This window comes from Nakamurella alba, from assembly GCF_009707545.1.
Lineage (GTDB): Bacteria > Actinomycetota > Actinomycetes > Mycobacteriales > Nakamurellaceae > Nakamurella > Nakamurella alba.
Window position 1 is genome coordinate 1,609,703 of sequence record NZ_WLYK01000001.1, and the last position, 15,352, is coordinate 1,625,054.

10 protein-coding genes are annotated in these 15,352 nt (G+C 72.0%); all 10 read right to left on the reverse strand.

Features of this window, described 5'->3' with window-relative positions:
• Positions 1-323: 323 nt before the first annotated feature.
• Positions 324-1,718, reverse strand: coding sequence for a cellulase family glycosylhydrolase (locus tag GIS00_RS07305; protein WP_154767533.1), 1,395 nt, complete (start codon positions 1,716-1,718; stop codon positions 324-326).
• Positions 1,719-1,802: 84 nt separating this feature from the next.
• Positions 1,803-2,966, reverse strand: coding sequence for a glycosyltransferase family 4 protein (locus GIS00_RS07310; protein WP_154767534.1), 1,164 nt, complete (start codon positions 2,964-2,966; stop codon positions 1,803-1,805).
• Positions 2,963-4,111: a glycosyltransferase gene (locus GIS00_RS07315; protein WP_154767535.1), complete on the reverse strand. Its 1,149-nt coding sequence runs from the start codon at positions 4,109-4,111 to the stop codon at positions 2,963-2,965. The genes GIS00_RS07310 and GIS00_RS07315 overlap by 4 nt, the downstream gene beginning before the upstream one ends.
• Positions 4,108-5,274 carry a glycosyltransferase family 4 protein gene (locus GIS00_RS07320; protein ID WP_154767536.1) on the reverse strand — a complete coding sequence of 389 codons (1,167 nt, stop codon included), beginning with the start codon at positions 5,272-5,274 and terminating at the stop codon, positions 4,108-4,110. The genes GIS00_RS07315 and GIS00_RS07320 overlap by 4 nt, the downstream gene beginning before the upstream one ends.
• The gene (locus GIS00_RS07325) at positions 5,271-6,077 is read right to left on the reverse strand and encodes a hypothetical protein (RefSeq protein WP_154767537.1); all 807 of its coding nucleotides are present in this window, start codon (positions 6,075-6,077) and stop codon (positions 5,271-5,273) included. The genes GIS00_RS07320 and GIS00_RS07325 overlap by 4 nt, the downstream gene beginning before the upstream one ends.
• Entirely contained in the window at positions 6,067-9,477 is a 3,411-nt protein-coding gene (locus GIS00_RS07330) for a polysaccharide biosynthesis protein (protein WP_154767538.1), read from the reverse strand. The genes GIS00_RS07325 and GIS00_RS07330 overlap by 11 nt, the downstream gene beginning before the upstream one ends.
• Before the next feature lie 529 nt (positions 9,478-10,006).
• Positions 10,007-10,990, reverse strand: a complete 984-nt coding sequence (locus tag GIS00_RS07335; RefSeq protein WP_154767539.1) for a malate dehydrogenase — start codon at positions 10,988-10,990, stop codon at positions 10,007-10,009.
• A gap of 572 nt (positions 10,991-11,562) precedes the next feature.
• Positions 11,563-12,315 carry a 6-phosphogluconolactonase gene (pgl, locus tag GIS00_RS07340; protein ID WP_154767540.1) on the reverse strand — a complete coding sequence of 251 codons (753 nt, stop codon included), beginning with the start codon at positions 12,313-12,315 and terminating at the stop codon, positions 11,563-11,565.
• On the reverse strand, positions 12,312-13,715 hold the full coding sequence (locus GIS00_RS07345; protein WP_154767541.1) for a glucose-6-phosphate dehydrogenase assembly protein OpcA: 1,404 nt from the start codon (positions 13,713-13,715) through the stop codon (positions 12,312-12,314). Before GIS00_RS07345 ends, pgl begins: the two co-directional genes overlap by 4 nt.
• A gap of 46 nt (positions 13,716-13,761) precedes the next feature.
• Positions 13,762-15,294, reverse strand: coding sequence for a glucose-6-phosphate dehydrogenase (zwf, locus tag GIS00_RS07350; RefSeq protein WP_154767542.1), 1,533 nt, complete (start codon positions 15,292-15,294; stop codon positions 13,762-13,764).
• Positions 15,295-15,352 lie beyond the last annotated feature (58 nt).

Here is a 15,352-nt window from a genome sequence, read left to right on the forward strand (position 1 = left end):
CTCCCGGATCCCGGGAGGGGCTTCGGCGTGCTCGCCCTGTTGGTGCTCACCCGGCCGCGGCCGGCTCCGTCGTGTGTGCTCGGCACCGGCGTGCTCGGGACGGCGCTGTGGTGCCGGGTTCTCGTCCGGAAGGCTGTTGCCCGAGAAGGGTCGTCCGGAAGGCGTCGTGTTGCCGGGAACGGGGGTCATCCGGAAAGGCGTTGTCGGGAACGGGGTCACGCGGGCAGGTGTCGCGTGGGCTGCATCGTGCGGAGGGCGGAGAGTACGGCGACAGTTGCTTCCTGTCACCGTTCACGGCGCCGGAACTTCCGGCGCCGATCTCGTCAGCGCACGGCGTCGGCCTGCTCCGAGAGCACGTCCAGCACGGGATCGCCGTCGTCCATGAGGATGTCGTACTGATCGGTGACCTTGCTGGTCACCCGCCAGAGCAGGTACCCGGCGGCTCCGGCGTCGAAAGCCGCGGTCATCTTGGCGTCGAGCAGGTCGGCGCGGTTCTGCAGCCCGGCCGCCCCGTCACCGCGGCCGATGCCGGCCTCGCCGACCAGCAGCGGCTTGTCCAGTTCGACCGACAGTGCGAACGAGCAACCGAGCAGCGACTGGGCCTGGGTCTGCTTGCAGGCCGCGGAGTTCGCCGCCGGCGGAGTTGCGCCGTTGCCGCCGGGCATCGGCGCGTCGTCGGAGCCCCAGTAGCCCCAGTCGTGCACCTCGGCGAAGTCGAGACCGTCGACGCCGTACACCTCGAGGAAGTCCGGCCCGCTGGCACCCGCGGCGCCGTTGCTCTGGGTGCCGAGCGTGAGCAGGTGGTTCGGGTCGGCGGACTTGATCAACGGCACCATGTCCTCGGCGAAATCGACCAGCACGGAACGGTCCTGGTCGTCCCGCTTGCTGGTGTCGGCCTCGTTGATCAGGCTCCAGCCCATGATCACCGGCTCGTCGCGGTACCGCTCGGCCACGATCTTGGCGTAGTCCCGGAAGGACAGCACGGCACTGCCGAACTGCTTCCTGTAGCCGTCGACGAACCAGGTGTCGTCCTCGTACTGGGCCTTCGGCAGCACCTCCTCGGAGGTCGTGCAGTAGCCCGGGCCGTCCTCGAGCACCGGCAGCAGTCGGATGCCGGTCTCCCGGGCCGCCTCGATCACCCCGTCCAGCCCGGACCAGTCCCGTCCGGAGTCGGTGTAGGTCTGGTAGGCCCAGAACCGGACGACGGTGACTCCCTGCTCGTCGTGCAACCGGCGGAAGGTCTCCCGCAGCTGGTCCGGTGACATCCGGGCGTCGGGGGCGCAGGAGTACCGGTCGGTGGCGGCGGCGTCGTAGATGTTCACGCCGACGAAACGGAAGGGTGCGCCGTCGATCTCGAAGTCGCGCCCGGCTGCGGTGACGAACGACGTCGGACCCTGTGCCGACGTGCTGGTCGTCGTCGGCGAGGTCGTCCCGGTCGGCGGGGTCCCCGGCGTGGGCGGGGTGCCCGGGGTCTCGGTCGGCCCAGGGGTGGGCGGGGTGCCCGGGGTCTCCGACGGGCCGGGGGTCGCGGGCGTCCCGGGTGTCTCGGTCGGACCCGGTGTCGCGACGGCGCTCCCGGTGGCGGCAGTGCTCCCCGTGTCCGGCACCTGGGTGCTGCCGCCGCTGCAGGCGCTCAGCAACAACAGGGCGGCGACCAGCACGGCCGACCGCCGTGCGGCGGTGCGGGACCGGCTCCCGTTGCGCGGCAGGAACTTCACTGTCGGACTCCTCGTCGGTCGTGGCACGCGGTGTGCACGCGGTCGGCTGGTGCGGGCGCCCGATGGTTCGTCGGTCGGGGCAGATCAGTGCTTCTCCGTGCTGGTACCCGGTTGCTGCGCGCGTGCCACCCGGGTTCCGGTCACACCGGCCGCCGGTGGTGTCGTGCCCGCCAGTGTGTCGGCCATCCGGTCGACCACCAGGTCCCAGGTGTGCTGTTCCTCGACGAGTTGGCGACCCGCCCGGCCCATTGCCGTGGCCATCGCCCGGTCGGTGAGGACCGAGATCAACGACGACGCCAGGGCCGGTGCGTCGCCGACGGGCACCAGCAGCCCGGTCTCCCCGTGCCGCACGATGTCCGGGATGCCGGAACTGGTGGAGGCGACCACGGGCAGGCCGAAGGCCATCGCCTCCAGTACCACCAGACCGTACGGCTCGAACAGTGAAGGCAGGGTGAACACCGATGCGCCGGCGTACAACTCGACGATCCGGCTCCGGTCGTCGATGTGGCCGTGCACCTCGACCCCGGGCAGGTCCGGGATGTCCGGCCGGTCGCCGACCAGCACCAGCCGCGCCCGCGGCACCACCGTGCGGACCAGACGGAAGGCCTCCAGCAGGATCTCGCCGCCCTTGCGCCGGAAGTCGTTGCCCACGAACAGGATGACCGGATCGTCCGGTGGCGGTGCCGCCGGGCGGTCCAGGGAGGGCAGGGTGTCCAGGTTGACCCCGGCCCCGGTGACCGTGATGCGCCCGGGCGTCACCCCGTAGTCGTCGACCAGGGTGCGGCGGGTCTCCTCGGTGAACGAGAAGATGTGCACGGCCTGCTGGTACGACTCCCGCTCCGCGGCGATCCACCGGTCGAGGGCGCGTCCGTCCAGCGGGTTCCACTCCGGCCACTGGCGGACCGACTGCAGGTGGGTGCAGTCCAGGTAGAGGACGGAGGGCCGGTCCGGGACCCCGGACAGCCCGTGCACCTGGAACACCAGGTCGTGCCCGTCCGGCAGGCGGGACAACCGTCGCCGGGTGTTGCGGGTGCGCAGGGCGTACCCGAGCGGGCTCTTGATGAACTGCTGCGCCCAGCGTTCCCGCTGCAGGCGGAAGGTGCGGGCCGCGACGACGCCGCGTTGCACCTGGTTCAGCTCGGGGGACAGCTGGCCGGCCACCGGGAACCGGCGACGCAGCGCACGGAACAGATACGGCGTCAACGGGTCCCCGCGGGAGACCAGCGCGAGCCGTGGGTCGGGGGTCATCGCCGCGCAGCACCCGCGAGCAGTGTGTCGTAGAGGCCGTCGATCCGTGCGGTGACGCCGGCGATCCCGTAGCGGCGCCGCAGCCCGTCCGGCACGGGCCGGCGCGCACCCGGCGCGACGTCGGTGGGGGCGAGTGCGCGGGAGCCGGCGAGGATGGCCGCGGCCTCGTCCTTCTCGTCCGCGTCGGTGGGCAGGGTGATGACACCCGGGACGTCCTCACCCAACTCGTCCAGGGCCGGGCACTGGGCCCGCACCACCGGCAGTCCGGCACCGACACCCTCGACCACGGCCATGCCGAAGGTCTCGTCGCGGGACGGGCTGATGAGCAGGTCGAGACCGGAGAGCACGGAGCGCACGTCGCCCCGGGCGCCCAGCACGTGCACGACATCGCCGAGTCCCAGCTCCGCGGCCGTGGACCGCAGAGACTCCTCCAGCGGGCCGGCACCGACCAGGACCAGCTGCCGGAGCGGACCGAGATCCGGCGCCAGCGCGCGGAGCAGCTGCGGGAACCGTTTGACCGGCTCCAGCCGGCCGATGCCGCCGATCAGCACCACGTCGTCGGCGATCCCGAGCTCCGCGCGGAAGTCGCGCCGCAGTCCGGGGTCGAAGGCGAGCGCGTCGAAGTCGATCCCGTTGTCCACCACGGTGATCCGGTCGGCGGGCACGTCCCAGCGCAGCAGTCGGTCGCGGGTGGCGGAGGACACCGCGACGGTGTGCGCGGTCCAGCTCTCCAACCGGCGGTAGATCCGGCGCAGTCGCGCTGTGAGCGGCCGGTTCTCGATGGTGGTGTCCATCAGCGAGTGCTCGCTGGACACGACGGTGCGGATGCCGGCGAGCCGGGCGGCCGGGATGCCCCACAGCTGAGCGGCCAGCAGGTGCACGTGCACCACCGCCGGCCGCAACCGGCGCAGCCGGGCTACCAGCCGGGGCAGCGCGGTGAGTTTCGCGGCGCCGGCCATCCCGAGCACCTCGACGGTCGTGCCGTCCGCGCGCATGGCGTCGGCGACCGGGCCGTCCCCGTACAGCGCGATCACATGGCTGCGGTGGCCCGATCGGTGCGCCAGCCACTGCAACTGCCGCTCGGCGCCGCCGGTCCCCAGTGCGGTGATGACGTGCACGACCAGGGGGGAGTCCGGGCCCGTCACGGGCGCCCCGCGGGTGCCCGGGCCGCGAGCACGCCCCGGTAGACCTCGACGACGGCGTCGGTACAGCTCTCCCAGGTGGGCAGCTCGACGTCGGGCCGGGTGCGCGGGGCGCCGGACACCGTCCGCAGCATGGTGACCAGGGCATCGGCCGTGCGCTCGGTGGACGCCTCGGGGTCGAGGCCGGTCACCAGGCCGTCCTCGACCAGATCGCCGATGCCGGCGATGTCGCTGCCCAGCACGGGCAGCCCGCCGGCCACCGCCTCCATCACGCCCACCGGGTGCGCCTCGTAGCTGGACAGCGCCGCCATCACGGTGGCCGAGGCGAGCTCGCGGGCCATGGCGCCACGATCCGCCGGCGGCAGATGCTTGATGGTGACGACGCTCTCGACCCCGAGTCGGGACGACAGGTCGCGGAGATCCTGCTCGTAGGGTCCGCCGCCGAGGATCACCAGGTGGGCGTCCGGGATGTCGCGGCGGATCAGCGGCAGGGCCTCGATCGCCCGGTGATGACCCTTGTACCGCTCCAACCGGCCGCTGGACACGATCCGACCGGGTACGGCCGGGACGTCCTCGACCGGTGCCGGCAGCGAACCACCGTTCCCGATGACGGTGAACCGGTGGTGCGGGATGTCGGTGAGCGCCGAGAACCGGTTGCGCTCGAACCGGCTGACCGCGATCAGGTGGTCCGCGCCGCGCAGCAGCGGCGTCATCGCCTTGAACTGCGGGCTGCGGACCGCGGACCGGGAGACCGACGAGTGCCCGCCGGAGTGGAAGGTCAGCACGTAGGGCTTGCGCGACCGGCGGGCGGCGACCATCGTGGCCACCGGTACCAGCGTGTGCACCCCCTGCATGTGCACCAGGTCGTAGTCGCCGGAGGCGATCTCGCGGTAGATCCCGGGGCTGGCGTAGTAGTCCCGCTCCTTCGGCCACGCCTTCTTCCGCAGCACCCGGACGCCGTTGACGGTGTCCAGCGGGGGCAGCTCGCCGCTGCGGTCGGTGGTCACCACGGTGACGTCGACGTCGTCGCGTTCGGCGAGCCGGCGGGTCACCTCCGCGGTGTGCGTCTCGGTGCCGCCGAGTTCGGGCAGGAACCGGTGCACGACGTGGGCGATCCGCAGCGGCGACCCGTCGGCGCGCGGGGGCAGGGGTGCGGAGCTGTTCACGAGCCACTCCCGGAGGTCAGTGAGGTGGTGGGGGTACGGGTGTCGATGACGAGGGTGCGGTCCACGGTGCCGTCGGCGCGGACCAGGGTGACCACGGACCGGGCGCCGGGCGCGACGTCGACGGTGAGTTCGGTGCTCTGGTCCGGGCCGGCCGACAGCCCGGTCGCCGCGGTGACCGCCCTGCCATCGGTGGTCACCACGACGGACAGGCCGTCCTGCGGTGTCCCGGCGTTGATCAGCAGCGTCGCCCGGCCGTCGGCCACCGACGTCGCGGAGAACTCGGTCGGCGGGACGTTCACCGTCTGCACCGACCGCACCGACAGCAGCACCGCGCCGAGGACGAGCACCGCGGTCAGGCCGGCCCAGAGCCAGGTGGCGCGGGGCACGGACACGACCACCCGGCGGAGCGGGGAGGCCGGCGGCAGCGGGCGCCGGGCCACCAGCGCGAGCACGACCAGGCACACGATCCCGATGGCGATCGACCAGCTCAGGCGGGTGAGCCCGCCGGGCAGGTAGTTCAGCACCAGTCCGATCAGGGCCAGCGCGGAGACCGCGCCCGCGGTGGCGACCAGAACGGTGTCCAGCGGGCCGCGGCGGCGCAGCCGGGCAGCCCACTCGGCGGTCACCGCGAGCGCGGCAAGACCGAGCGGCGCCGTCACCCAGGCCGTGGCGCCGACCGCCGACAGTGCGGCGGCCAGCACGACCAGGACCGCGCGCAGGACCAGCGCGTTCCGCGACGGCCGCACCGGTCTCCCGGCCTGCGGCGGCAGCGTGGCGGTGGACGAGGAGGTCTCAGCCGGCATCGCGCAACCCCCTCAGGTCGTAGATCTGGAGCGATCCGTTGTCGTAGATCCGGGAGACCCCGGGCACCGTGGAGAACTTCTGCAGCGCGGCCGCCGGGACCGGCCCGGTCCTGGTGCGGCCCTCGAACTCACCGGTCTCGATGTAGACGTCGAGGTGCGGCAGGCCCTGGGCCAACCTGGTGTCGACGATCAGGTACGACAGGCCGGCCTTCTTGATGAGTTCGTAGTCGGCCGCCGTCAGGTTGGGATCGAGCAGCAACCTGGACGCATCGACCTTGGTCGACAGGTGCCGGACGGTGAACTGCCCGCCGACCGACGCGGCCAGCAGGCCGGACACCCGGTCCGCGTAGACGCGGGTCTCCGGCGGGATCTCCGCCGCGAGCCACTCCGCCGCGGCCAGGTTGTCGCTGTCGATGCTGCGGGCGTCCGCGGAGATCAGGTACGGGCCGGGCAGCTGCCGGGAGGTCGGGCCGGACCCGAGCACGACGCTGCCCAGGAACACCACGGTCAGCACGGCCGCCGCGGTCCGGCCGAACCAGGCACGCCGTCGTTGCAGGACGAACCAGACACCCATCACCATGGCCAGTCCGACGAAGACGAACCCGGAGGCCCGGTCGCCGACCTCGGCGGTGGACACGCTGAGGTGACCGGCCGGGATGATCGGGTAGAGCAGGGCGAGCAGCGTCAGCACGAACGCCGGGGTGCGCCGCACGGTGAACTGGAGCCAGGCCTGGACCAGTGCGATCAGCATGCACACGCCGATCAGCAGCACCGAGGAGACCAGCAGCACCTGCTCCCAGGGAGCGGGGCCGCTGCCGGCACTGTCGGCGAACAGCGGCTTGGTCTCGTCGCCCTTGGCCAGTCCGGTGAAGCCCTGCTGGAAACCGTTGAAGATGTCGTACAGGTAGCCCAGGACGGGGCTGCCCGGGTTCAGCGCCGCGGCCACCGACATGACCGCACCGGACACCCAGAGCACCAGGAGCCCGATGACGTCCTGGCGCCGCTGGATGACCCGGTGCCCGACCCGTAGGCCTCGGCGGCGCTCGTCCGAGTCCGGGTGCTCGCGCTGCTCGGCGCGTTCGATCGAGCGGCGACCCAGCACCACCTCGATGAGCCACCAGACGGCGAACGCACCGACCAGCAGCATCGCGGTCAGGTGGTGGGTGAAGGTGACCGCGGCCGTCGCCAGCAGCGGCAGCACCAGGCTGTAGGCCGACCCGCGGCGCCGGGACAGGAAGGCGTACGCGGCGAACACGGCCAGCGGCAGCGCGAGGGTCTGGTACGAGTACTGCGAGTTGAAGAACAGCTGCTGCGGGTTGCAGATGTAGATCAGCGCGCCGATCGCGGCGGCCCGGGAGGACCGGGTGATCAGCTGGATCAGGCCGACGATCGCCAGCGCGATGATCACCCGGGAGAGGATCAGCACGATCCAGGAGGAGACGAACGGGGACAGCCCGGTGAACCGGTGGATCCCGTCGGTGATCACCTCGAGGCCGGGGTAGAAGGCCGAGGTGGGCAGCAGCGGGTTCAGCGAGAACAGCCGCGAGGTCTCGTCGATCTGCCGGAGCGTGTCGGTGTGGATCTGCTCGTCGTGGGTGGCGAAGTAGGTCGGGTAGAGCACCAGCCGGGTCAGCTCGAGCATGACCGGGACGGCGATCGCCAGCCGGATCCGCTCGGCGGCCGAGGTGGTGGCGGCGAGCACCCGGATCGCCGCCGGGAGCACGATCAGCACCAGCCCGACGATCCACAGCGCCTGGTAGAAGCCGTTGGGACCGCTCTCCCGCGAGCCGTTGGCGGCCAGCGACAGCACCAGGACGCCGAGACCCATCACTGCGAGCAGCGGCCCGAAGAGGTTGCGCCGGGCGGCGATCCGGGCCAGCCGGCGCTCCTCCGAGCGCGGCAGTGGGGAGTCCGGCCGGCGGGGCACCCGCGCCGGGGCCGGGGCAGGCTCCGGGCTGTGTTCCACGGACTGGTCGACCAGCGCGCCGGACGGCACCAGGGACGGGCCGGACTCGCCGGAGAGCACCAGCGCGGAGGCCATCTGCATCGGCCGGGGTTCCGGCCGGTCCTGTTCCGGTACCTCGATGCGCTCGGCGGGGGGTCCGGCCTTGCGGGCCGACCGGGCGAGACCGACGCCGAAGACGACGGCCTCGACGTAGAGCACAGCGACCCAGCCGACGCAGAGCCCGAGGGCGCCGCCGTAGATCGCGCCGACCGTTGCGGCGGCGAGCTCGAGGACCAGGAAGCCGGTCATCATCAGCACGGCCTCGGTGGTCCGGTCCTGGACCCGTCGCAGCGCGATGTAGTGGTCCTTGATGACGAACGGCAGGCCGGCCATCGTCACCAGGCGCAGGATGTCGACGCCCTCGCTGGCGTAGCTGGAGCCGAAGATGCTGAGCACGAACCCGGCGATCGGGAACAGCGCCAGGTACGCCGCGGCCGAGATCCCGAGGCTGAAGGGGATGGTGACCCGCATCCGGGCCAGCACCTCGGACTCGTTGCCGCCGGCGGAGGCGAACAGGCTGATCGCGACGGCGTAGGGGAGCGCGAAGACGAACCCGGAGACCAGGATCGCCGAGTTGAAGAACGCGTTCTCCTGGGCCGACAGCAGGACGGTGACCAGGATCGGCAGGATCTGCAGCGCCGCCTGCAGGGTGGTGTTCAGGGCGTGATGGCTGGCAGCGGCCCGGCCCAGGCCCTTGAGCACCGCCCGGTCGAACGTCTTCTCGCCCTCAGGGCGGGGGCCCTTGCGGCGGGTGCGCCAGGCGACCAGCGGCAGCGACACCAGCGTCCCGACGGTCCAGGCCAGGAAGATGACCATGCCGGAGCTCAGGCCCATGGCGCCGAAGAGCAGCAGGGCCAGGATCTTGATGATGCTGGCGGCGACGTTGCGCTCCAGCTGGAGGGCGCCCACGCCGATGGTCAGTACCGCCTGGTCCAGCACCAGCACCACCGACATCGCGGCGGTGCCGAGGGCGAAGCCGAGCAGGCCCTGCGGGCTGGAGGCCAGCGGACGCAGGTTGTCGGCGCCGATCACGTAGACGGCGAACAGCGGGACGACCAGGCCGAGCAGGCCGCCGGCACCACCGGCGGCCAGCAGTGAGGTGCGGACGAGCAGGCGCTTGCGCTCGGGGGCGGTGGCGGGCAGTCGGGCGATCAGCAGCGTCCCGAGTCCGAGCGTGCCCAGCGAGCTGAGCAACAGCATCATCGACACCGCGGCGCCGGCGACACCGACGTCGTGCACGGTGAAGGAGCGGGCGGCGAGCGTCCAGAACACCAGGCCGAGCACGCTGGTGAGGGCCTGGGTACCGACCAGCGAGGCGCTGATACCGGCGATGCGCGCGAAACCCGACTGACGACGGACCGGGCGCCGGGGCGGGGCCTCGACGTCAAGCACCATGAATTGATCCGTCCGTTCGACTTCTGCCCGCCTCGCGGCGGTGGCGGAGGACCTCGTCGTCCAGGTTCGGGATGTCGGTCGGGGACCCCCTGCGCGGCGCGACCGTCCACCCAGTATTCACGCTCCGTGTCGATATGGATGGGTCAGGAGTGACATCTCCTCCGAAAGAGTGCACTTCCTCGCACTTCTACAGACGGAGAGTAATTGCGCTGATCAGCGGGCATGGCTCTGGGTTGCGGCCCGCTCACGCATCGGCGAGGTGGCCGCGCCTGGCCGTCCGGTGCCCGCTGCTGACGAAGAACGGCTGCGCCCGGCCGGTGGTGCCGCAGCGCGAGCGGCCCCGGTCGGGGACCGGGGCCGCTCGTCGAGGACGTGGTGGACGGTGGGAGGACGGTTCGGTGCCGTGCCGGAAATAGCAGTGCCGGAGTGGTGGCAGCGCCGGAGTGGTGGCAGCGCCGGTGTGGTGGCAGCGCGGGCGCGGTGACGGCGCCACTGTGATGACCTGTGCCGGTGCGGTGGCCGTCGGGCCTCAGATCAGCCCGAGCTCCTTGATCGCGTCGCGCTCGCCGGCGAGTTCGGCGACCGAGGCGTCCACCTTGCCGCGGGAGAAGTCGTCGAGCTCCAGGTTCTGCACGATCTGCCAGGACCCGCCGCTGCTGGTCACCGGGAACCCGGAGATCAGGCCCTCGGGCACGCCGTAGGAGCCGTCCGACACGACGGCCGCGGACACCCAGTCGTCCTCCGGGGTGCCGGCGACCCAGTCGCGGACGTGGTCGATGGCGGCGTTCGCGGCCGAGGCGGCCGACGAGGCACCGCGGGCGTCGATGATCGCCGCGCCACGCTTGGCGACGGTCGGGATGAAGGTGTTCTCCAGCCAGTCGTGCTCCACCTGCTCGGCCACCGGCCGGCCGCCGAACTGCGCGTGGAACAGGTCCGGGTACTGCGACGCGGAGTGGTTGCCCCAGATCGTCATCCGGGTGATGTCGGCGACCCCGACGCCCAGCTTCTGCGCGGCCTGGGACAGCGCACGGTTGTGGTCCAGCCGCATCATGGCGGTGAACCGGTCGGCGGGGACGTCGGGGGCGTGCGTGCGGGCGATCAGGGCGTTGGTGTTGGCCGGGTTGCCGACGACCAGGACCTTGATGTCGTCCGCGGCGACCGCGTTGATCGCCTCGCCCTGCGGCTTGAAGATCCCGCCGTTGGCCGCCAGCAGATCGGCGCGCTCCATTCCGGGGCCGCGCGGCCGGGCACCCACCAGCAGGGCCACCGAGGTGCCGTCGAACGCCTTCCGGGCGTCGTCGGTGATGTCGATGCCGGACAGCAGCGGGAAGGCGCAGTCGTCGAGCTCCATCGCTGTGCCCTCGGCCGCCTTCAGCGCCGGGGTGATCTCGAGCAACCGCAGCCGGACCGGCGTGTCGGGCCCGAGCATCTGACCGGATGCGATGCGGAAGAGCAAGGCGTAGCCGATCTGGCCGGCCGCGCCGGTGACCGTCACGGTGACGGGTGTGCCCATGCTGGTTCGTCCTCCTACCGGATCACGGCCGGGGAGCCTCACGCCGCCCTCGTCGCCGGTGATCAACTCCAGCATTCCAGCGCCGCCCCGGTTCCGCCCGCCGGACCTCCCTCACCCGACCTCACCCCCGCCCGCGCCGCCCGGCGTGGATCAAGTAGCTCGGCAGGGGGCAACTCGTCGACTCCTGCCCCACTCGTCACATTTCCTGCCCGACATGCCCTGCGGGCGTTGATGATCCACGCCACGGACGGCGCGAGGCGCGATCCTTGGCCGGCGCGAGGCGGGGCGCCGAGCTTTCCTGGGCCGGTTGCCGACGGTGGCTGTAGGCAATCGGCCCGGCAGTAGTTCCCGGGGCATCCGGGCGGGCGCCGAGCCTTCCTGGGCCGGTTGCCGACGGTGGCTGTAGGCAATCGGCCCGGCGTTGTTCCCCGGGCCGTCCAGCCGCCACCCCTCCGCGCGAGGATCTTCATCGCAGGCGCGCACGAAAGTGGCGACTCCTGTCCCACGCGTCCCAACGGCGACAACTTCCCACGCGCCTGCGATGAAGATCCTCGCGCTGGGGGTGGGGTGGGTCAGGAGGTGCGGGTGGCGCGGAGTTCGGGGGGCAGCTTGCTCGCGGCTGCGGTGTCCAGCAGGAACAGGGTGCGCTTCGTGCCGACGGCCCCGGCCACGGGCAGCGCGACCTCGCCGGCCCCGCCGAGCGCCATGGCAACCGCGGCGGCCTTCGCGTCACCGGTGGTCATGATCCACACCTCGGCGGCCCGGCGGATGGTCGGCAGGGTGAGGGAGACGCGGGTGGGCGGGGGCTTCGGGCAGTTGCGGACGGCGACCACCGAGCGGGTGTCGTACACCGCGGGCGACTCCGGGAAGACCGATGCCACGTGGCCCTCGCCGCCCATGCCCAGCATCACCACGTCGAAGGTGTCGAACCGCGACACGATCCGGGCGTAGGCATCGGCGGCGGCGTCCACGTCGTCGCCGTACGCGCCGCCCAGCGCCGCCATCGCGTGCACCCGGGCCGGATCCACCGGCACCTTGTCCAGCAGCGCCTCGCGGGCCTGCTTCTCGTTCCGCTCCGGATCGTCGGCCGGGACGAAACGCTCGTCACCCCAGAGCAACTCGATCCGCTTCCAGTCGACCGCGTCGCGGGCGGGGGAGGCGTAGAGCTCGGACAGCACGGCGCCGCCGGTGCCGCCGCCGGTCAGCACGATCGAGGGGATCCGGCCGGCCGCCTGGGCGTCGACCAGTTTGGTGACGAGGCGGGCCGCGGTGGCCGAGGCGAGCAGGTCGGGGGTGCGGTGGACGACCACCTCGGGCGCGTTCATGCGGTGGGCTCCTCGGTGGCTCGGCGGGTGCGGGGCGTGCGGGCTGGTCGCGCGGTGGGCGTCGCCGTGGTGCCGGCACGGGATCGCTTCCGGGTGGTCCCGGCCGGCGCGGCCGGCGCGGCCGCCGCGGCCGCGGCCGCTGGAGCCCTGGTCGCAGAGGCCCTGGTCGCGGTGGACTTGGTCGAAGAAGCCTTGGTGGCACGAGCCTTGCCGGCCGGAGCCTTCGCAGTCCGCGCCGCACCGGCCGGCGCCTTCCCGGCGGGAGACGGCGTGGCAGGCGCCTTGCTCGTCGGGGCCTTGGCCGCCGCAGCCTTGGTGGGTCGGGTCGTGGCGGTCGCGGACCTCGTCGTGGAACCCTCGGCAGCTGCGGTCGTGCCGGCCGCGGACACCGCCGCCACGGACGCCGTGGCGCGGCGCGATGGGCGCTTCGTCGGGGCCTTCTTCGCGTCGGCCTTCGCCGGCTTCGCGGACCTCGACGGAGCCTTGTCCAGCAGCGGCAGGCCCTTCGCGAGCACCTCGGCGAAAACGTCGTCGGCGTCGAGCCGGCGGAGTTCCTCGGCGATGCAGTCACGCAGGATCCGGCGCGGCAGCGAGAGCTGGCGTGGCGGCTGGTTGGTGACGGTCAGGGTGGCGGTGGAGTTCTCCGGCCGGACCAGGCTGATCTCCCCGGACCGCCGGGTCAACGCGACGGCGCGCAGCCCGGTCCCGGGCCGGTTGATCCGGACCCGCTTGATCGGGCAGCGCAATTGCAGGGCCAGCCAGCCGGCCAGCAGCTCGGCGGAGGCGGAGTCGGAGGCCGCGGTGATCTCCACCCCGGTGATCTTCTCGTGCGGGGGCTGGTCCAGGGCGGCGGCGAGCAGGCCGCGCCACATGGTCAGTCGGGTCCAGGCCAGGTCGGTGTCGCCGGGACGGTAGCTGCGCACCCGGGTCTCGATGTCGGCCAGCGGCCGGCGGGACGAGGCGGCGTCGGTGATCCGGCGCTGCGCCAGCGCACCGATCGGGTCCTCGGCGGGTACGTCCGGTGCCTGCCCGGGCCACCAGACCACCACCGGCGCGTCGGCCAGCAGCAGCGGCACCACCACCGCGGCGCCGTGGTCGGCGAGCGGTCCGTAGAGCCGCAGGATCACCACCTCGGAGGCGCCGGCGTCACCGCCCACGCGTATCTGCGCGTCCATCCGTGCGGTGCCGCGCTTGCTGCCCTTGGCCACCACGAGCACCCGGCAAGGGTGCTCGAACGATGCGCCGTTGGCGGCGGCGATCGGGTCCTCGCCGGACTCCTCGTCGGTGACGATGACCAGGGTGAGCACCCGGCCCTGGGCGTTCGCGCCGCCCTTCTCGCGCAGCTCCACCATCGCCTTGTTGATCGACGAGGAGGTGGTCGAGGGCAGGTCGATGATCATCGGCGGGTGACCTTCCGTGCGGAGAAGCGCTGGCAGGAGGGGACTCTCACGGTCGCCGCCAGACGCGGCCGTCGCGGGCCATCATCGCGTCGGAGGAGGCCGGGCCCCAGGTGCCCGCGGTGTACGGCTCGGGCTGCGAGTTCAGCTTCGCCCAGTACCTCTCGATCGGGTCGAGGATCTTCCAGGAGAGCTCGACCTCCTCGTCCTGCGGGAAGAGCGACGGCTCGCCCAGCAGCACGTCCAGGATCAGCCGCTCGTAGGCCTCGGGCGAGGCCTCGGTGAACGACTGGCCGTAGGAGAAGTCCATGTTGACGTCGCGGACCTCCATCGACGGCCCGGGCACCTTGGACCCGAAGCGGATGGTGACGCCCTCGTCCGGCTGGACCCGGATCACCAGGGCGTTGGAGCCCAGCTCCTCGGTGTCGGTGCGGGCGAACGGCAGGTGCGGCGCGCGCTTGAAGATCACCGCGATCTCGGTGACCCGCTTGCCCAGCCGCTTGCCGGTGCGCAGGTAGAACGGCACCCCGGCCCACCGCCGGTTGTCCACGAGAAGCTTGACCGCGGCGTAGGTCTCGGTCTTGGAAGTAGGGGAGAAGCCCTCCTCCTCGAGGTACCCGACGACCTTCTGCCCGCCCTGCCAACCGCCCGCGTACTGCCCGCGCGCCGTCGCCTGGCCCAGATCCGCCGGCAGCCGCACCGCGGAGAGCACCTTGATCTTCTCGGTGCGCAGGTTCTTCGGGTCGAAGGAGACGGGCTCCTCCATGGCGGTCAGCGCCATCAGCTGCAGCAGGTGGTTCTGGATGACGTCGCGGGCGGCGCCGATGCCGTCGTAGTAGCCGGCGCGGCCACCGATGCCGATGTCCTCGGCCATGGTGATCTGCACGTGGTCGACGTAGTTGGCATTCCAGATCGGTTCGTACAGCTGGTTCGCGAAGCGCAGCGCCAGCAGGTTCTGCACCGTCTCCTTGCCGAGGTAGTGGTCGATCCGGAAGACCGACTCCTTCGGGAAGACGTCGTTGACGATGGTGTTGAGTTCCTGTGCCGAGGCCAGGTCGTGCCCGAACGGCTTCTCGATGACCACCCGGCGCCACTCGTCGCCGTGCGGGTCGGCGAGACCGGACCGGCGCAGTTGCTGCAGCACCACCGGGAAGGCGTTCGGCGGGATGGAGAAGTAGAAGGCGTGGTTGCCGCCGGTGCCGCGCACGCGGTCCAGGTCGGCCAGCGTCGAGGCGAGGGTGTCGAACGCGTCGTCGTCCCCGAAGGATCCCTGGACGAACCGGAACCCCTCCGCGAGGTGACGCCAGACCTGTTCGGAGAACGGCGTTCTCGCATGCTCGCGGACCGCGTCGTGGACGACCTTGGAGAAGTCCTCGTTGTCCCAGTCGCGGCGCGCGAAGCCGACCAGTGCGAAGCCCGGCGGCAGCAGCCCGCGGTTGGCCAGGTCGTAGATCGCCGGCATCAGCTTCTTGCGCGAGAGGTCGCCGGTGACACCGAAGATCACGATCCCGGACGGACCGGCGATCCGGGGGAGCCGCTTGTCCCGTGGATCACGCAGTGGGTTGACGTACTCGGTGCTCATGCCCGGGAGAGGTTCCTTCCTCGATCCGACCGACGACCGGCCCCGGGGTGGTCGCACC

Excerpts from the sequence above, each read along its gene's own strand:
- GIS00_RS07310 (WP_154767534.1), bottom strand. The coding sequence starts at position 2,966 with ATGACCCCCGACCCACGGCTCGCGCTGGTCTCCCGCGGGGACCCGTTG.
- GIS00_RS07325 (WP_154767537.1), bottom strand. The coding sequence starts at position 6,077 with ATGCCGGCTGAGACCTCCTCGTCCACCGCCACGCTGCCGCCGCAGGCC.
- GIS00_RS07330 (WP_154767538.1), bottom strand. The coding sequence starts at position 9,477 with ATGGTGCTTGACGTCGAGGCCCCGCCCCGGCGCCCGGTCCGTCGTCAG.
- GIS00_RS07335 (WP_154767539.1), bottom strand. The coding sequence starts at position 10,990 with ATGGGCACACCCGTCACCGTGACGGTCACCGGCGCGGCCGGCCAGATC.
- pgl (WP_154767540.1), bottom strand. The coding sequence starts at position 12,315 with ATGAACGCGCCCGAGGTGGTCGTCCACCGCACCCCCGACCTGCTCGCC.
- GIS00_RS07345 (WP_154767541.1), bottom strand. The coding sequence starts at position 13,715 with ATGATCATCGACCTGCCCTCGACCACCTCCTCGTCGATCAACAAGGCG.
- zwf (WP_154767542.1), bottom strand. The coding sequence starts at position 15,294 with ATGAGCACCGAGTACGTCAACCCACTGCGTGATCCACGGGACAAGCGG.